Below are 18424 nucleotides of genomic sequence, written 5' to 3'. Positions count from 1 at the left end.
ATAAGGAGGATGGTATGGCTCGATTTCAATCGGCTGTTTCGTTGAATGTCTCTGTGTTTTTTCTGATGGTGGGCGTCGGTCTCACCGTTTCATTGCTTCCCGCCCGAATGGCTGCCCTGTCCGGATCGTATTCCGACGTGGGGTGCCTTGCCTCGTGTTTTGCTCTTCCCTTTGTGTTGCTTCAGGTCCCCATGGGGACCCTTGCCGACCGCTATGGCTGCACATGGTTTCTGGTGGCCGGGTACGCGGTCTGCGGTTTTGCGGCCCTGGCTTATGGCCTGGCCGAAACCCCGAGTATTCTTTATCTGGGACGGTTTCTCCAGGGGGTGGGGGAGGTGCCTGTCTGGGCCCTGGCCCCGGCGCTGCTCTCCATGGATTGGACCGAAGGCCGGGGGAAGATCCTGGGCCTGTACAACGCATCCATGCACCTGGGGCTGACCGCAGGAGGGCTCCTGGGCCTTTTTTTGTGTGACAGCTGGGGGGGCACCGGCGCCTTTTGGTTGCTTGCGGCAACCGGTTTTTCGGGTGGGATCGTGGTGCTTTTGGGCGTGGGGAAAAACGAAGGGACCGGGAGTCCCCGAAGCGGGGGCTGGCATCTGACATCGGCGTGGGCCCTTGTGGCCACCCGGGAGACGCGGGCTGTTTTTTTCGGCGTTGTTCTCTACGGATGCGGTTACGGCGTGTTTCTCACCGTGATTCCCATGTCTCTTGTGGCGGGCCGTGGGGGTGGGGAGAATGCTGTGTCGCTTTTTTTCGTCCTGTTTTATGTTGCCGTGGGGCTGGCCCAGCTTATGGGCGGCGCCTTGTCCGACAAAGCCGGACGCGTGGCGACCATGATTCTGGGGCTTATCCTGGCGGGGAGTTGCCTGCCCCTTGCCGTCTGGGCCAGCGGCCCGGCCCTTTTAAGTTCCCTTACCATGGCCGGGTTCGGGTTGGGTGTTTTCTGCGTATCGGCCATGGCCGCTTTGAGTGAGTCGGTTCCTATCTCCCGCAGGGGCACCGTCTCCGGGGCGTTTTACCTGGCCTGGGGGGCGGGATTTTTTACGGGGCCGATGCTGCTGGGCACGGCTTCGGACCATGGCGGGTTTGGCCCCGGCCTGCTCGCTTTTTCCGCGTTGATCCTGGGCAATGCCGGTGTTCTGGCTGCCGGTTTCGGATGTGGCCGAGCTGTGGCCTGACCGGTTTTTTCTGTGCAATCGGTTCCTTTGCCGTGGTGGTGACGTATCACCTTGGCGCATGGACTATCTATACAGTTATTAAGGAGACAAGATGAATCCACAGGCGTTATCCACCTGTTTCTGTACGCCGGATGTTGACGCATGCCGCGCGTTTTATCGAAAACACTTTGCCGCTTCCATCGCCTTTGATTGCGGCTGGTACCTGAGCCTTCGCTTTGGGTCGGATGGCCCCACAGTTCAGTTTATGGAGCCCCGGGACGACAGGCCTGTTTTTGGCGGAGCCGGGGTGGTCCTGAACTTCATGGTGGAGGATGTGGACGCCGAGCATGCGCGATTGACAGGGGAGGGCCTTGCCGTCCTGAGCCCCCTGGAAGATCACCCCTGGGGCGACCGCGGGTTTTCCGTGGCCGACCCCATCGGAAATGTTCTTTACCTCTTTAAGGAGATCGAGCCCACGGAAGAGTACAAGGCGTATTACAGGGAGTAGGTCCCGAGCACAGCTGGCATCATGGCCCCAGGCGGTAGAACCGGCCTGGGGTCATGGCTCCGGCCAGCTCGTCCAGGCGTCCTTTGAGGGCCTTGATCTCGTCGAAGTCCTGGGTTCGGAGGAAGGCGTAGGCCATGGCGGCCCGAAACCCGGAGACGCAGAAGGTGATGATGAACTTGTCCCGGGGGAGTTCGCCCACACGGTCGGGAAGCTCATGCAAAGGGATGTGCCGGGCAAAGGAGAAGGCCAGGTGGTCTTTCTCCTCCCGGGTTCGTACATCCAGAAAGAGGAAGTGGTCGTTGCCGATGAAATTTGCGGCGTCGTCCACGGTGATGCCGTATTCCCCTGCAACGAGAAATTCAATGTCCATTTCCCGGAGCACATCGGCAAGGGTTGGGGCGGCGAACAGGTCTTCTGGGGCCATGGTCACCTCGCTTGGTCTATGGTGTGTTAAATTTTGTACCACTTGATGGAGTTGAGCATGATGGGGCTCTCCTCCAGGGCGTCGATGATATCGTAGGAGCGCTTGTCCACGTTCCCCCGGGATGAGAGCTGGAGCCCCAGGGTGAGGCGGGTGACGCCCGTGTCGTAGTCTTTCAGAAGTTCCGTGGAGATGATTCGGAGCCCGTTTTTCTTCATCACCTCGATGGCCCGCTCCGGTTTTTCCCCTTCGGGAAGGGAGAGGGTCAGGTTGCGGTAGACATCCTTTTTATAAAACTGCTCCACGTAATTGAGTACCGACAGGGAGAAGAGGGCGATGATGGTGGTGGCCACGGAGAGGATATACAGCCCGGCCCCTGCCGCCATGCCGATGGCGCAGGTGATCCAGAGGCAGGCCGCTGTGGTGAGCCCCCGGACGGAGAGGCCGTCTTTGATGATGGCCCCGGCTCCCAGGAAGCCGATACCCGTGACAATTTGTGCGGCGATGCGCCCGGGATCCGTGACCCCCTGAAAGGCCTCGGGCTTCAGCACACCGAAGGTGGAAACCGCCGTGGAGAGCGTCATGAACACCGCAGACCCGGCGCAGACCAGCAGGTGGGTCCGAAGGCCCGCCTCCCGACCGTGGATGTCTCGTTCCAGTCCGAGCAGCCCCCCCAGGGCGGCGGCCGTCAGGATTCGAATGATATACGGTAATGATTCGTTCCACATGTCCAGCATCGGTGTTCCTCTTTGTCTATGTCGGGTTTTAGTGCGAAAACTTTTATTATATTCCATTTTTCTAATAGAGGGTATGGCTTTTTTAGATGTGTCAGTAAAATACGCCGTGGCCGTGCCTTGAAGGCGGTCACGCAATAGGGAAGGACAGGTGCTGTGCATGGAGGCATTGCCTCGGGTATCCATGGGGTTAACACCGTGAATAATCCGGGGGGCGAGGGTTTTTCATGTCTGAGGGCAGGGCCATTCCACCGGTCTCGACAGCACGGGGGGAACCTTGGCTTAGACCTGCTTTGGTGAGGGATTTCCATCCCTTTTACGTGATTGCAATTTAGGGTGAATCGTACTATATTCCGGGCCGAAATTATGAACGTATGAATGAGCGGGAACGGCATTACCCACACACATACACGCACGAACGGGGCGGCTTGGACGTCAAGGCCCGGGCTCGTGCGTTTTTTTTGTTTGTCCATGCCATCGACGGGAAGCCGGTCCCTGTTAAACTCACAAGGAGCAACGCGTGTTAAACACTATCATCAACAACCTGAACGGCTTGATCTGGGGCTCGGTCCTCATTTATCTTCTGATCGGCGTGGGGATTTACTTCACCCTTCGCCTGGGATTCATCCAGTTTCGCCACTTCGGGCACATGTTCTCCGTGCTGAAAAAGAGCCGTCAGGCGGACAGCGCCGGGATTTCATCCTTTCAGGCCCTGTGTACAAGCCTGGCCGCCCGTGTCGGCACCGGCAACCTGGCCGGCGTGGCCGTGGCCCTGACCCTTGGGGGGCCCGGTGCCATCTTCTGGATGTGGCTGGTGGCCCTGGTGGGCATGTCCAGCGCCTTTGCCGAGAGCACCCTGGCACAGCTTTACAAGACCCGAGACGACGCCGGTAACTACCGCGGCGGTCCTGCCTACTACATGGAAAAAGGCCTGGGCATGCGCTGGATGGGTGTGCTCTTCTCCATTTTCCTCATCATCTCCTTCGGCCTGGTGTTCAACGCGGTTCAGGCCAACTCCATTGCCCAGGCCATGGATGTGGCCTTCGGGGTGTCCCCTGCGGTCATGGGGGGAATCCTCGTGGTCCTCTCCGGCATCGTCATCTTCGGCGGTCTTCGCACCATTGCACGGGTGGCCGAACTCATCGTGCCCTTCATGGCCCTTGCCTATTTGATCCTCGCCCTGTTTGTGGTGGGCTCCCAGATCGAAAAGCTTCCGGATGTGATTTCTCTGATTATCAACAGTGCCTTCGGATGGGACAAGGCGGTCTCCGGTGCCCTGGGGTACACCGTGGCCCAGGCCATGATGAACGGCATCAAGCGCGGCCTGTTTTCCAACGAAGCGGGCCTGGGTTCCGCTCCTAACGCAGCTGCTTCGGCCACGCCTTATCCTCCCCACCCCGCCTCCCAGGGATATGTCCAGATGCTGGGCGTGTTTGCCGACACCCTGGTGATCTGTACCGCAACGGCCGCCGTGATTCTCGTCTCCGGTGCCCTGGAGAGCAACTCCGGCATGAGCGGCATCGAACTGACCCAGAAAGCCCTCTCCTCCGGTGTTGGGGACTGGGGCAACGCTTTTGTGGCCGTGGCGATCTTTTTCTTTGCCTTTACCTCGGTCATCGCCAACTACTCCTATGCCGAGACCAACCTCATCTTCCTTGAGCGAAATCACCCCGGCGGCCTGACGGTGTTCCGGTTTCTCGTCCTGGGCATGGTGATGTTCGGCGCCGTGGCCGAGCTGCCCATCGTCTGGTCCATGGCAGACCTCTCCATGGGGTTCATGGCCCTGACCAACCTGGTGGCCATTGTGCTTCTCTCCGGCGTGGTGGTGAAGCTGGCCAGGGATTACAACAAGCAGCTTAAAGATGGCAAGCTGCCTACCTTTGATGCCAACGAGTACCCCGAGCTTCGTGACCAGCTGGAACCGGGGATCTGGGACGGGAACAGCGACAAGTAACAGTCATTGGCCCCTTTCTGCCGTTTCCGCGAAAAGGGCCTTTATTTCAGCGCCCCGCCATGCTTTGGCTCCCTGTTGAATCCGTTAAGGGGACCAAAGGACGACGGGGCGTTTTTTTTTGCTACCCGCTCACCGGCGGGCCGAGTGTATTCATTCCCTCCATGACCATCCTTTCTTGTTATTTCTTCTTTCTACCTGTTCCCTTGTCACTCTCGTAAAGAGGGCCGCGCTTCAATGGCACCGGAAGAAGGGTGTTGCTTTTTTGCCCCTGAGTAGATAAAAAATAAAGTAACTATTCAGCTCACACATAAAATGTATTGAACTGCATTTTTTTCTTGACAGGATTTTTGATCAAATTTTTCATTTTGACCTGCGGATCTCTTACTCCGTTATTCCGGTGCTCAGGCCTGGCTATGAGGACCATAATTCATCTTATATGAAGGGCTATACGACCCGGCACCCTCAAATTTTTAAAGCCTGAAATTCGAAAGCTCAGGAGCCAAAATTCCGTTTTCAAAACCTGTGGTATACTATCCTCGTCAAAAAAAGATGAGGAGACAGGGTGAAGATCGAAAGCATTGATATTCAAGCGGCGACAGACAACGCAAGGAAACTGATTCAGCAGGACGAGGACCTCTCGCCCGCAGTTGCAGCTGTGATCGAATTGCTGCTTACAATCATCACCCTTTTGGCGAACCGTCTAAATCTCAATAGCAAAAACAGCAGCAAACCGCCTTCTACCGATCCCAACAGGAAGAAGGAGAAAAAGCAAAACACCGAAGGAAAAAAGCCCGGGGGCCAAAATGGCCACGAGGGAAAAACTCTTGAGCCCGTAGACAAGGCAGATCTCGTATTGCCGTTGAAACTCAATATGACCGAACTGCCACCGGGTGACTATCGCCACGTAGGTTACGAGACCCGGCAGGTCATTGATTTGAAGGTTGCTCAATACGTTACTGAGTATCGATCCGAGATTCTTGAGGATGCCTTCGGCAATCGATATGTTGCTCCTTTCCCGAAAGGAGTAGATCGACGCGTCCAATATGGCACGGGTCTCAAGGCTCACGCGATCTATCTTTCCCAGCATCAGCTGGTCCCCTACGAAAGAATCTGCGAGCACTTTCGGGATCAGGCCGGTATCCCAATCAGCGCAGGGTCGATTTTCAACTTCAACAAAGAAGCGTTTAACGCGCTTGAGGCGTTTGAAGAAATCGTCAAAGCCAGATTGTCCGGCTCGTCCGTCTGCCACGCAGATGAAACCGGCATCAACATGAACGGTAGTCGATTTTGGCTGCACTGTCTGTCGAACGATCTTTTCACTTACTTTTACCCGCACGAAAAGCGTGGCAGAGAGGCTATCGATGAAATGGGAATTATCCCAAGCTTCAAAGGCGTGTTGTGCCACGATCACTGGAAACCCTACTTCAATTACGACTGCCTGCACGCATTGTGCAACGCTCATCACTTAAGAGAGCTGGAGCGGGCTTGGGAGCAGGACAGTCAGCAGTGGGCCAAAGACATGAAGTTCTTGCTCCTTGAGATCAACAAGGTTGTGAACGAACACAGCGGCAAGCTTCCATCGGATATTGCCGGGGGCTTTCGAAAGCGCTACCTGAGCATCCTGGAAAAAGGAAATCTCGAATGCCCGCCCCCGGATGAAACGAAAAGGAAGAAGGGACAACGCGGGCGGATGAAACGATCAAAAGCGAGAAACCTTCTCGAACGGATGGAAGACTTCGAGAACGAAACCCTTCGTTTCATGGACGACCCGCTGGTTCCTTTCACTAATAATCAGGGTGAAAACGACATCCGGATGACGAAAGTCCATCAGAAAATTTCTGGGTGCTTCCGATCTATGGAAGGGGCCAAGATCTTCTGCCGAATACGCAGCTACCTTTCTACATGCAAGAAAAACAACGTGCATGCAAGCGACGCATTGCGCCTGTTGCTTCAGGGTGAATTACCCTCCTTTTTTGAAGCTGATTAACCCCTGTCGGCGAACCTACAGCTGAATAGTTACAAAATAAACTTCATATTCTGCTTTTCTCAGTAAAAAATATCTGTCTATTGCTTCTCGCGATTTTTTGCGATGTGTAACCCGGGAGGCCTCTTTTCAGCTGTATCCCTCGTTAGGAAATGAACAAGTCAATGTGGGTGGCCTTCGATTACAGAGGGCGGCGTGCCGTTGCTTGGGGTTTGTGTTGCTTTGAGTATGCCGCTTCAGCACTCCATTTATTGAGGATACCAAGACACATGGATAAACGAACGAAGCTGTCCAGAAGGGATTTCTTCAAAGTCTCTTCGGCCCTGGGGGCCACCGGGGCATTACTGGCGGCAGGGCAGGAGGCGGCGGCCACGCCACTGCATGTGCCGGATTCCGAATACGCACGGGAAAAGGGCGTTCCGGTGCTCTGTCAGATGTGCGCTCAGCACTGCCCGGCAACCGCCTGGGTCAAAGAGGGCAAGGTGGTTCGCCTGGAGGCGAGCAGGGTCCATGAAAATTGGGGGACTTGCGGGCGTGCACGGGCTGCGGTGAGCGCCCTGTACAGCGAGGATCGCATCAAGACCCCCCTGATCCGAACCGGAGAGCGAGGCAAGGGCGAATTCAGGAAAGCGAGCTGGGACGAAGCCCTGGACCTGGTGGCCGGGAAAATGAAGGCTCTGAGAGATGCTGGAAAAGCGGACAGGGCGGTTCTTTTCTCCCGCTTTACTTCGGCGGCGAAATACGATGAACTCTTTTTTAACGTGTTCGGGAGCCCCAACATCGTGGGGTACGGGGACACCTGCTTCAGCGTGGTGTCCAGCAGTTCCAGGGCCATTTTGAATTTCGGGGGGCCGGGTTCCCACTCCAGCGATTTTGAACACGCAGACTACGGCCTGGTCATCGGCAAGAACTTAGGGGGCGCCATCATCGCCCACGGGTGGGGCGCTCAGTTCGGGGACGGGTTGAGGCACGGGCTGCCCCTGACCGTTGTGGATCCCCGGCATCCCAATGAGATGGCCCAGGCGACGGCCGAGTGGCTTCCCATCCGGCCGGGGACCGACTATTCGTTTTTGCTCGGGGTGATCCATTTTGTCTTTAAAAAAGGGTATGTGGATGCGGGGTTTCTAAGTAAAACCAACGCAGATGCCCTCATTGACCCGGAAACCCTGCTTCCTCTTTTTGAAGGCGAAGGCGATTCCCCGGGGGATTACCTGGTGTTCGATACGGCGGAGAACAGGGTGAGGCCTGCCCGGGAAGCCCGCGTTCCGGCTTATGGGGGGACCTATGCCTGGGAGGGGAAAACCGTTCGGCCAGCGTTGGCGCTTCTTCAGGAGAGTGCCCTGGCAAACAGTCCCGAGGAGATGGCCGCCGTATGCGGGATCTCCCCAGAAACCATGGAGTCTGTGGCGGACAGGCTCCACGCCGCGGCTCCAAAGGCCTTTGTGGAGATCGGGTATCGCTTCACCCGGCACACCACGGATTTCAGGGCCCAGGTGGCCATCCAGATGCTCAACCTGCTGCTCGGGCTCTATGGGCAGGAGGGGGGAATCCAGAGGAATCGCAACGCCGGACTCGGAGGACTTCCGGTGGACCCGCCGGAGCCCGGCGGCACGAGCATCCTTGCCTGGCACAACGCCCATGACCCGGGGCGCTGGGCGGCAAGCCCTGTGGAGGGCCGCTCCACCGTGGTCAAAGCCTTCCTTGAGAAGAAACCCATGGTCCCGGAGCTTCTTTTTTTCTGGGGCCAGGACCTGGTGGGAGGCACGGCCGGCGGTGCGGATGTGGTGAAGATGATGATGGAGGTGGAGACCATCGTGGCGGTCTCCCCGTTCTGGCAGGACAGCATCATGTTTGCCGACGTGATCTTGCCGGGCTGCACCTTTCTGGAGCAGGACCAGCCCCTCTATACCGGCTACAAATCCCTGATTCCGGTCATCGGGGTGAATCGAAAGGCGGTGGACCCGGTGCTGGGAAGCCGGGATGGGTACCGGATCCTCTGCCAGCTCGCCAAACGGGTTCTGGAGCCTGAAGAGTACGATGCCTATTTTCTCCATCTGGAGAAAGAGGGGCTCATGCCCCTGTGGCGCAGTCAGTTCAAGGGCATCTCAGGGCTTACTCCGGACGAGGCCGCGACCCTGCCAGATACCGTGGAGGCCCTTCTGGAAACGGGGAGCTGGGGCGGGGCGCGCACCATGGCGGACCATTCCCCCAAGAGCCCCACGGGAAAACACGAGGTCTACAGCTTCTGGCTGGCCGGTATTCATCACCGCCTGGCCACGGAGCATCCGGACTACGGGGCAAGAGATCACGCTTCCCCGTTGTTTCCTCACCTGACCTGCCGCTGGTACGGGAAGAAAAAGGCCCTGGGAACCGACGAGTTCATTCCGGCCTCGGGCTTTTCTCCCCTGGGGTCGTTCTGCGGGGGACAGACCCGCAACAACCCGGTGCTGGTTCCCCTCCATGGCGACATGGGCTATGCAAATGTCTTCATCAACGTAGCCCGGGCCCGGAACCTGGGCGTGTCCGAAGGGGACACCGTGGAGGTGTGGCTGGAGGACTACCCCGAAGAGCGTCAGCGGGCCGTGGTCTCCCTGAGCCGTACGGTTCATCCCGATGTGCTCTTCTACTACCACGGCTTCGGCAGGGGGTGCATGCAGACACCTGAAAAACTTCGGTTTGCTCGCCATGACGGTCTGAATATCAATCATTTCGGACGGCTTCAGTTTTCTCCGGGGGTTGCCGGACATCTTCCCCAGGATGTGATCCTTAAATTACGGAGGGCTTCCTGATGCGTCACCTGATGCTGTACGACACCCTCAGCTGCCTGAATTGCTTTGCCTGCATGAGCGCATGCTCGGCGGAAAACCGCATGCGCATGGCCCGGGATGAGGGCATCCACATCGAACGCTCCTCAAACGCCCTGCTTCCCGAGACTTTTTACTTCACACCGGTCCGGCGGGAGGTGGGGGCGTATCCCAAGGCCCGGGTGGTGGTGGCCTTTCATCATTGTCGTCACTGCGAGCATGCCCCCTGTCTTGCCAATTGCCCCTCCGGGGCCATTGAGCGTCGCCCGGGTGGCCAGGTTGTGATCAACGCCTCCGCCTGCATCGGCTGCCGGACCTGCATCGATGTCTGCCCCTATGATGTGCCCCGCTACGATCCTGTCTCCAACACGGCAAAAAAGTGCATCGGATGCTACGACCGCGTGGAATCCGGCAGGCAGCAGGTTTGTGTCTCCGCCTGTCCGGCCGGGGCCCTTGTTTCCGGGTCGGAAGCGGAGGTGATCGCCGAAGGGGAAAAGCGCCTGGCCCGCTATGCCGAGAGGCTGGGCGGGGAATACATGCTCTACGGCAAGGAGGCGGTCAACGCCACCGTGGGGCGCACCGGCTGGCTGACCCTGGCGCCGAAGGCTCTGGCCGAGGCGTACCTGTTGCCGGAGAACCCCGTGAAGCGAACCATGGCCGCCAGGCAGGGCAGCAAGACCCTGGGGACCATGGGGCTGGCCGGTATCGGCGCCGGTGCGGCCCTTCACTCCCTGCACTGGCTCAGCGCACGGAAAAAGAAGGTACGGGAGGAGGAGCATGGAGAGTAATACCGAGACGTATATTACGGCGTTTAGTGGCATGCAGCGGTGGTTTCACAAACACATCATCCATTTTATGGTGCTGTTTTTCATCACGGGGCTCCCCGTTTTTTCAACGAACTTCAGCTTCCTGGCGTCGATGTTTTCCGCACCCCACGATGCCATCAGCTTTGCCGGGGCAGGAGGTCCCGCCCTTGGGGAAACCCCTGCGGATCGTCTGGCCGGAGGCCTGCAGGTGGCCAGGATCCTTCACCGGGTTACCGCGCTCTTCTTTGTCATGACGGCCCTGCCTTTCTGCCTCACCATGCTGGCTTCCGTGCGAAGATGGAAGATCTGGCCGGAGCAGAGCTGGGGCCCCCGTGCGCTCTTCCGGGGGCTGAAGGAGCTGTGGACGACCTATGTGCGCCTGGAACATGGTCGGTTCGGCAAGTTCAACACAGGCCAGAAGGGGTTTGCCTGGCTCATGATCCTTGCGGTTGCGGCCATTACCGGAAGCGGGATGGTTCTGATGTTCCGGGATCTCTTTTCCCAGGCATTTCAGGAACAGGCCCGGTTTGTCCATGCCGTCTCCTTTGTTTTTATCTCCCTGTTGCTGCCCGTTCATATCTATCTGTCCCTGATTCCCATGAACCGGCACGGGCTGCGGGCGATTTTCAGGGACGGTTTGATGAGCGCAGACGCGGTTCGGGAACATCATCCCCTCTGGTATGAAGAGCTCAAGAGGGAAGGTCGCCTGTAAGGCCCAATGTGCCGGCACGATCTTTTGCACCACACCACGTCAACCATTCCAGTGGAGGGCCATGGAAGCCGGGAAACCTGAAAATTTGTCCGATCGCATCGCCACTTACCTTACTGAGAAGATCGTGCGCCTGGAGCTGGCGCCTGGGGAGTGGGTCCGTGAACAGGCCATCGCCGGTGAACTGGGGGTGAGTCGTTCTCCCATCCGGGAAGCTATTCGCATTCTTGAGAAACGGGGGCTGGTGGAGATCGTGCCTCGGTGCGGGGCGCGGGTGAGCCGGGTGACCGAGGCGGTGATCGAAGGGCACGCCGATGTCCTTCAGGTCCTGTACGGCCTGGTGGTGCGCCGCTGAATCGAACGGTGCGGTGAGTCTCACCGCATGCAGTTGGTCCACGCCTACGAACAGATGGCGGCCGCGGCTGAAAAGGGGGATGCCGGCGGCGTCTATGATGCGATTTTCAGTTTTGCCGCCGTCGGTCTGGAGACCGTTGAAAACCCGGTTCTTGCAAGGATCCTCCAGGGGTTGATGCCCAACGCCCAGCGGTTGCAATACCTCTCCCTGGTGGTGGACCGTAAACGATACCTTGCGAAGCTGTCCTATTTCAAAACCATTGTGGAGAGCCTCGAAGCGCGGGATGTGGAGAGGGGCGTCCAGGCCATGGAGGCCTATGTGGCGTCGGAAAAGGCTTACGCCCTGGCATCCTTCGGGGCGTCATCGGCGTCACGGTTGAGATGTTGAGAACACGCCGCGTATCCTTGGCTGGTCGAAAGGGTGGGCGGCGGCGTTGTTTTCGGAGGGTGGGCTGATAGTTGTTGAAGGCTCTGTAAACCCTTGAAAGGCTGTAAGATAAACAATGTTGATGGGTGTTGACAGGTGTCTTGTCTCTATGTATCAATGACGGTTGTGGATTGTCGACAATTTTAACAGGGAGGCGTTATGGAAACCATGAAGACACAGGCCGATGTGATTGTCGTGGGAACCGGCCCGGGTGGAGCCACCGTCGCCAGGGAGCTGACGGCACAGGGGAAGGATGTGCTGATCCTGGAATGGGGTGATTACAAACCCGTCAAGGGGACCTTCTCTCAACTGGTGAAAAATGCGGGTATTCCAGGCAGAAATATCCTGTTCAGCAACAAGACCCTCCTTGGTATGGTCCGGGGCATATGTACCGGCGGAAGTTCCATGTTTTACAGCGCCACCGCCTTTGACCCGCCCTTTGAGATGCTTGAGTCCTATGGAATTGATATCCGAGGGGAGGTGGACGCGCTGAAGCGGGAACTCCCCATCGCCCCCCTGAAAGACGAGCTCATGGGTCCCGGTTCCCTGAGGCTGATGGAGAGCGCCCGGAACCTGGGCTATGAGTGGAACAAATTCAATAAGCTCATCGATCAGGACGCCTGTCGGTCCGACTGCCTGAAATGTACCTACGGCTGCCCCCACGGGGCCAAGTGGACTACCCGCGATTACGTGGATGAAGCCGTTGAACAAGGGGCGACCCTGGTCAACGGGGCCAAGGTGGAGAAGGTTATCTTTGAAGGGGACACCGCCATCGGCGTGATATACAAAAAAGGCTTTCAAACCCATTCGGCTTACGCCGACAAGGTGGTCCTCTCCGCGGGGGGCATCGGATCGGCGCATATCCTTCGGCACAGCGGGCTCTACAGCGCAGGGTACGATTTTTTCTTTGATCCCCTGGTGATGGTGTTCGGTTCTGTGGGCGGCCTGGGCAGCAAGGGCGAGACCCAGATGGCCGCGGGTGTCCATATGGAAGATGAGGGGTATCTCATGGTGGACCTTCACTTTCCGACCCCGGTCTTTGCCGCCCAGATCGCTCCGAAATTGAAATTTCACCGTATGCTCTCCCGGCCCGATACCCTCATGGTGATGATCAAGATCAAAGATGAGCTCGGGGGGCGGCTTACCTGGAAAGGGGGCATTCGGAAGAGCATAGGCCCCGGGGACCACCTGAAGATGAAGACGGGAGTGTCCCGGGCAAAGGCCATTTTGAGGCAGGCCGGAGCCAAGGGTGTCTATACGGGCTGGAAGGTAGCCGCCCATCCCGGAGGGACCGTTAAGATCAACCACATGGTGGACTCCGACCTGAAAACAGAGAAGGAAAACCTCTACGTCTGCGACTGCTCTGTGGTGCCGGAGGCCTGGGGACTTCCTCCGACGCTCACCCTCCTTGGCCTGGGAAGACGCCTGGCAGCTCACCTGGCCTGATTGTCACCTTCCCCCCCCCTTTTTGCCTTCCTGTATCCCAAACGGCGCTGACCGGAACGCTAATCGCCTCCGTGCTGCCGTCACAGCCCGGTTTTTTCCCGGGTTCTCCCCCCCATCTTGAACAGTGGCCGTCACGGCCCCGGTGATCTGTCTCCCAGGAAGATATTGACAGGCACGGAAGCTTCATAGTAGGTGAGGTTGAACGTTTAACCTATCGGGGGAATCACCATGGCAGCAACCATCAAAGAGATCGCCAAACGGGTCGGGGTGTCCATTGCCTCGGTCTCCCTTTACCTGAACAACAAAGAGACGACGCGGGTCAGTGCCTCCACCAAGGAGCGTATCGACAAGGTGGTGGACGAGCTCAATTATCGCAAAAACATCTTTGCCAGCAGCCTGGGGCGACACGAATCCAAGATCACCGGTGTGATTATTCCCACTTCGCTTCCCCTGTTCGTCAATGAGTTTACCAACGCCATCCTGGCGGGCATTCAACAGGTCCTCTCGGAAAGGGGATACAGCATGCTCTTTCTGCCCGTTAACGGAGCCTCCTCCGAGGAGATCGTGAAAGACCAGCTTCAAAACAGCGCGGGATGCGACGGGTATTTTCTCTTCAGCACAGGCTTTTGCTCCACCGAGCAGGTGCACCGCAACATCTCCACCCTCCAAAACAGCGGCAAGCCCTTTGTCACCATCAACATCCCGGAGCTGGACCTGCCCGTTCATCAGGTCATCCTCCAGGACCTGGACAAAGCCTCTGGGGCTTCTTTCCTGATCGATCAGGGGCACCGGGAGATCGTTCTGCTCCTGGGCCGCGAGAACGACGTCAACGCCCTGGGAGTGATCGATGCCTACAACGCGTGCTGCCGCGAGGCGGACATCGAGGTGCGCGGGGAGAATATCTGCTACGGGGATTACCAGGCCGAATCCGCCTACCTGGCGATAAAAGAGCGTCTGACCACCGGGCCGACGCCCACGGCCATCTGCTGCATGTCGGACCAGATGGCCATGGGAGCCTATGCCGCCGTTCAGGAGGCCGGGCTCCGCATCCCCGAGGATATCTCCGTCATCGGGCGCAACAACGTCACCTTCTCGCCTTTTCTCTACCCGGCCCTGACCACCGTGGACCTGCACATGGCCGATGCCGGAAAGAGCGCGGCCGAGCTCCTGCTCAACGTGGCCGCAGGGGAGGTGACCTCCACCTGCCACAAGGTGATGATCCGCAGCACCCTGGCAGAGCGGGCGTCGGTCCGGACTTTGGGTTAGGTAGCCTCTTTGTGCCTCCACCTGGCTGGTTAAATCTGATTATCAACGGGTTACGAAAACGCATCCTGGCCCTCCAAGGCTTGTGGGATAGTTTGTACAATCCACCAGCTATATGCTTTCGAGGTGGCTCACCTCGCCGTCGGAGGCAGCCGGGTTAAAGACGCCTCCGGCGGCCCTGCCGGGGGCCAAACTTTTAGCCTGATTTATAAAGCCGGGTTTGACAAACAGGTTGTGCTCAATTTCACGAAAATCTTCGCGGAAGCTCTTCCCCTGAGGAACGAAGGGGGAGGGCTTTCGCAACCTGGGGTCCAGGGGATTTATTCCCTGGCCGCCGGAGGCACGCTTTTTGAGCTCACTTTAACCATAGAAGGCTTGTTTTTTTGAAAAACCATATGAGGTGTATCCAGCGGCCCTGCCGAGAGGGATTCGGCGCAAAGGGGCCGTTTTTTCATTTGTTTTACGTGACAGGATTTTTTGTTTGAAAAGGGGACAGTGAGGATGGATGGACAAGGAGTAGGCCAAGGGCGGCTCAGCGCCTTTTTTAAGTGTTCCGACTTCGGGACTGATCTGAAAACAGAACTCATCGCAGGGTTTACCACCTTTGCGACCATGGCGTACATCATCGCGGTGGTGCCCGGCATGCTCAGCTCGGGCGGGGTGCCCAAGGGGGAGGCCTTTACGGTCACCGTGGTGATGACGGTGCTGGCCTCTCTTGTCATGGGGCTCTACACGAACCGGCCCTTTATGCTGGGGCCGGGGCTTGGCAGCGTGGCCATTTTCTCCTTTACCCTGCTCAAAGGGGGCGTCCCTTTAAGCATCGCATCGGGCATCGTCTTTATCAGCGGGGTGATCTTTATCCTCGTTTCGGTCTTCGGAGTCCGGGAGTTTATCGTGACGGTGATTCCTCCGAGTGTGAAGGTGGCCGTGGGGGCAGGGATTGGCCTGTTCATCGCGCTTTTGGGGTTCAAGCATGCGGGGATCATCGTGGCCAATCCGGGCAAGAACGTCCTGGTCTTTGGCGACCTCACCTCGGCCAAGGCCCTCCTGTCTATTTTGGGTTTTTTCCTGGTGCTTTTCTTTACTGCCCGCAAGGTCAAGGGGGGCATCATCTTTGCCGTGCTCCTCACCACCCTGGCGGGCATCCCCTTCGGGGTGACCCGGCTTCCTGAGAGCCTAGTGTCCATGCCGTCGGGCATCGATTCCATGATGTTCAACCTCGACATCACAGGGGCCCTGAGCCCGAAGTATCTTCCCTATCTCCTGGCGTTCTTCATCCCTGATTTCTTCTCCACCCTGGGGACCCTCCTTGCCGTGGGGGCACAGGCCGGGTACTTGGACGAGAAAGGGGACATGCCGGGTATCGACAAATGTTTTTATGTGGACTCCGGCGCCACCGCCTTCGGGTCCTTTTTTTCCTGCCCGGTGCTCACCACCTATCTGGAGTCCTCCGCCGGGGTGGAGGCAGGGGGTCGAACCGGCCTGACCACCGTGACCGCCTCCTTCTTTTTCCTGCTGACCCTCTTTTTTTCGCCCATTGCCCTGATGATTCCGTCCTGCGCCACCTCTCCGGTGCTGATGTATATCGGTATCTCCATGCTGGGCTCCATGCGAAAAATCGACTACAGCGACATGACGGAGTACATCCCCGCCTTTGTCTGCGTGACGGTGACCATTTTCTCATTTAACGCGGGCAACGGCATCGCAGCGGCCCTGGTGGTGTATGCCTTTTTGAAGCTTGTCACAGGAGCGGCCCGGGATGCCCACTGGTCGGTTTACGCCATCGCCCTTCTCATGATCTACTATTTCAGGATCATCGCAACTCACTGATATGAAAATGATGTAACCATTCAGCGCGCCTCCGGCGGAGCCTTGAAATGATGGTTTAAGACCTGTTTGCTAAACTTTTCAAAAGGTTGGCCCCCGGCAGGGCCGCAGGAGACATGTGGGGCTGAATCGTTGAAAATGATAAGAAAAAGGAGGCGGACACCATGGTTGTGGATGCCCTGTTAAAAGATGCCCTGGTGTTCAACGTTTTTCTCAAGCGGTGGGACCGCTGCGACGTGGTGATTCACCGGGGGCGCTTTTTGTATGTCGGCAAGGTGGAGGGCATGGGCTTTGAGCCTGAAGAGATTCGGGACTGTGGAGGAAAGCCCCTGATTCCGGGACTCATCGACATCCACCTGCACATCGAAAGCACCCTGTGCACCCCGGTGCCCTTTGCCCGGGCCGTTGCGGAGCGGGGGGTGACCACCGTGGTATCCGAGCCCCATGAGATCGCCAACGTCTTCGGGATTCGGGGCATCCAGGAGATGATCCGCGCCTCTGAAGGGGTGGCGGCGGATGTTTACTACGGGGTTCCCAGCTCCGTACCCGCCACCTCATCTGATCTGGAGACCTCCGGGGGCGTGGTGGGCCTGGAGGAGCTGGACCGGCTTTTTCGGGACGAACCGAAGGTCATCTGCCTGGGGGAAGTGATGAACTGCCCGGAGCTCATTGCCATGGGCCCGTCCCGTGCCGCAGAGTTCATCGACTACATGCGAAGGGAGCAGCCCTTTGCCGCCGTGGAGGGGCACTGCCCCTCCTACAAGGGGCTGGACCTTGCCAAGGTGCTCTACATGGGCGTGGACTCGGACCATTGCCTCCAGGACCCCGAGGGGCTGGAGCAGCGTCTGGCAAACGGCATGTTTGTGGAAATCCAGGAAAAAGCTGTGACCCCGGAGATTGTCGACTGTCTTCTGGCCCACGATACCGACGGTCTTTTCTGCTTTGTCACCGATGATGTGCCCCCCAACGTTCTGGTGGAAAAAGGGCACCTCGACCATGTGGTGAGAAAGGCCCTTGAGGCGGGCATGCCCCTGGAAAAAGCCGTCATCGCCGCCACCTGGTCCCCGGCCCGCCGCATGGGGTTCCGGGACAGGGGAGCCATTGCACCGGGCAAGGTCGCCGATGCCGTGCTCCTGGCCGACCGGTCAGCAGATTTTACCGTGGAGGAGGTCTTTAAAGGCGGAGTCCCCGTGTCCTGGTGCCAAACGGCAGAGGTTGGCTGTGGTGAAACCTTTCCCGAGGATTTCTACCAAAGCATCCGCCTGCCCGAGGAACTCCCGGACACCCTGTTTGAGCTGGAGGCCCCGGAGGGCGTAGGGGCGGTTTTCTGCCGCACCATGGAGAAGAACAATCTCACCACCTACACCCGTGAAGGGCGACTCACGCTACCTGTGGAAGAGGGCAGGGTGTGTTGGGAAGAGGCGCCCTGCAACCTGGCCCTTGTCATTGAGCGCCACACCGGAAAGGCCGGGGCAGGCAAGGGGATCATGACCGGGTGCATCTTTCAAGGGGGCGCCGTGGCCACCTCCTATGCCCACGACAGCCACAACCTGCTGGTGGCCGGGGACCGGGCCTCGGACATGAAGATGGCCGCATCCTGGGTGGTCCGCAACCAGGGCGGGATCTGCGTGGTGCGAAAAGGGGAGGTGGTGGCCTCCCTGGCCCTTCCCGTGGCAGGTCTCCTCTCCGAAGACCCCATGCCCGAGATTGCCGCACGGGTCGCCCGGATCCAGCAGGCCATGGAAGAACTCGGCTTTGTCCATCCCAACCCGCTGATGTCCTTTGCCACCCTTACCCTGCCGGTGAGCCCGGCCCTGAAGCTTACAGACAAGGGCCTCGTGGATGTCGGGAGCAGCACCCTGGTGGAACTGTTTGCGTAACGCACTCAAAACAACAGCCTTCCATGGTTAAAGTGAGTGGAAAAAGCAGGCCTCCGGCGGCGAGGTGAGCCACCTCGAAAGCGTATTGCCATTGCACTTTGCCCTTCGTTCCTCAGGGCAAAGTGCAATGGCCTTCGGCTCGGGCTTCGC

The 18424-nt window shown here is 58.3% G+C and carries 15 protein-coding genes; 13 read left to right on the top strand and 2 right to left on the bottom strand.

What is annotated here, in order from left to right; translation table 11 throughout:
* The first annotated feature begins 14 nt into the window (after window positions 1-14).
* Both ACOYW0_RS01285 and ACOYW0_RS01280 read left to right on the top strand, forming a co-directional pair.
* On the top strand, window positions 15-1178 hold the full coding sequence (locus ACOYW0_RS01285) for an MFS transporter (RefSeq protein WP_482416783.1): 1164 nt from the start codon (window positions 15-17) through the stop codon (window positions 1176-1178).
* A 91-nt stretch (window positions 1179-1269) separates the two neighbouring features.
* Window positions 1270-1665 carry a VOC family protein gene (locus ACOYW0_RS01280; protein WP_482416782.1) on the top strand — a complete coding sequence of 132 codons (396 nt, stop codon included), beginning with the start codon at window positions 1270-1272 and terminating at the stop codon, window positions 1663-1665.
* A 19-nt stretch (window positions 1666-1684) separates the two neighbouring features.
* Here the strand turns inward: ACOYW0_RS01280 and ACOYW0_RS01275 are convergent, their stop codons facing one another.
* Window positions 1685-2089, bottom strand: a complete 405-nt coding sequence (locus ACOYW0_RS01275; protein ID WP_482416781.1) for a rhodanese-like domain-containing protein — start codon at window positions 2087-2089, stop codon at window positions 1685-1687.
* Window positions 2090-2115: 26 nt separating this feature from the next.
* Window positions 2116-2823 carry an MgtC/SapB family protein gene (locus tag ACOYW0_RS01270; protein WP_482416780.1) on the bottom strand — a complete coding sequence of 236 codons (708 nt, stop codon included), beginning with the start codon at window positions 2821-2823 and terminating at the stop codon, window positions 2116-2118.
* Window positions 2824-3340: 517 nt separating this feature from the next.
* Between ACOYW0_RS01270 and ACOYW0_RS01265 the strand changes: the two genes are divergently transcribed.
* The 11 genes from ACOYW0_RS01265 (at window position 3341) to ACOYW0_RS01215 (ending at window position 18274) form a co-directional block, all read left to right on the top strand.
* The gene (locus ACOYW0_RS01265; protein ID WP_482416779.1) at window positions 3341-4774 is read left to right on the top strand and encodes an alanine/glycine:cation symporter family protein; all 1434 of its coding nucleotides are present in this window, start codon (window positions 3341-3343) and stop codon (window positions 4772-4774) included.
* A gap of 562 nt (window positions 4775-5336) precedes the next feature.
* Window positions 5337-6761, top strand: a complete 1425-nt coding sequence (tnpC, locus tag ACOYW0_RS01260; protein ID WP_482416778.1) for an IS66 family transposase — start codon at window positions 5337-5339, stop codon at window positions 6759-6761.
* Between the two features lie 266 nt (window positions 6762-7027).
* The gene (locus ACOYW0_RS01255) at window positions 7028-9547 is read left to right on the top strand and encodes a molybdopterin-containing oxidoreductase family protein (RefSeq protein WP_482416777.1); all 2520 of its coding nucleotides are present in this window, start codon (window positions 7028-7030) and stop codon (window positions 9545-9547) included.
* Window positions 9547-10350, top strand: coding sequence for a 4Fe-4S dicluster domain-containing protein (locus ACOYW0_RS01250; protein WP_482416776.1), 804 nt, complete (start codon window positions 9547-9549; stop codon window positions 10348-10350). Before ACOYW0_RS01255 ends, ACOYW0_RS01250 begins: the two co-directional genes overlap by 1 nt.
* Window positions 10340-11080, top strand: coding sequence for a cytochrome b/b6 domain-containing protein (locus ACOYW0_RS01245; RefSeq protein ID WP_482416775.1), 741 nt, complete (start codon window positions 10340-10342; stop codon window positions 11078-11080). The genes ACOYW0_RS01250 and ACOYW0_RS01245 overlap by 11 nt, the downstream gene beginning before the upstream one ends.
* A gap of 61 nt (window positions 11081-11141) precedes the next feature.
* The gene (locus ACOYW0_RS01240; protein WP_482416774.1) at window positions 11142-11432 is read left to right on the top strand and encodes a GntR family transcriptional regulator; all 291 of its coding nucleotides are present in this window, start codon (window positions 11142-11144) and stop codon (window positions 11430-11432) included.
* On the top strand, window positions 11433-11819 hold the full coding sequence (locus tag ACOYW0_RS01235; protein ID WP_482418812.1) for an FCD domain-containing protein: 387 nt from the start codon (window positions 11433-11435) through the stop codon (window positions 11817-11819).
* Between the two features lie 198 nt (window positions 11820-12017).
* Window positions 12018-13304: a GMC family oxidoreductase N-terminal domain-containing protein gene (locus ACOYW0_RS01230; RefSeq protein WP_482416773.1), complete on the top strand. Its 1287-nt coding sequence runs from the start codon at window positions 12018-12020 to the stop codon at window positions 13302-13304.
* Window positions 13305-13532: 228 nt separating this feature from the next.
* Window positions 13533-14570 carry a LacI family DNA-binding transcriptional regulator gene (locus ACOYW0_RS01225; RefSeq protein ID WP_482416772.1) on the top strand — a complete coding sequence of 346 codons (1038 nt, stop codon included), beginning with the start codon at window positions 13533-13535 and terminating at the stop codon, window positions 14568-14570.
* Between the two features lie 498 nt (window positions 14571-15068).
* Window positions 15069-16397 carry an NCS2 family permease gene (locus ACOYW0_RS01220; protein WP_482416771.1) on the top strand — a complete coding sequence of 443 codons (1329 nt, stop codon included), beginning with the start codon at window positions 15069-15071 and terminating at the stop codon, window positions 16395-16397.
* A 161-nt stretch (window positions 16398-16558) separates the two neighbouring features.
* On the top strand, window positions 16559-18274 hold the full coding sequence (locus ACOYW0_RS01215) for an adenine deaminase C-terminal domain-containing protein (protein ID WP_482416770.1): 1716 nt from the start codon (window positions 16559-16561) through the stop codon (window positions 18272-18274).
* The last annotated feature ends 150 nt before the right edge of the window (window positions 18275-18424 follow it).

Source organism: Desulfoluna sp. HI9BLuna (genome assembly GCF_056829775.1).
This window is presented reverse-complemented; position numbering and strand designations above follow the sequence as displayed.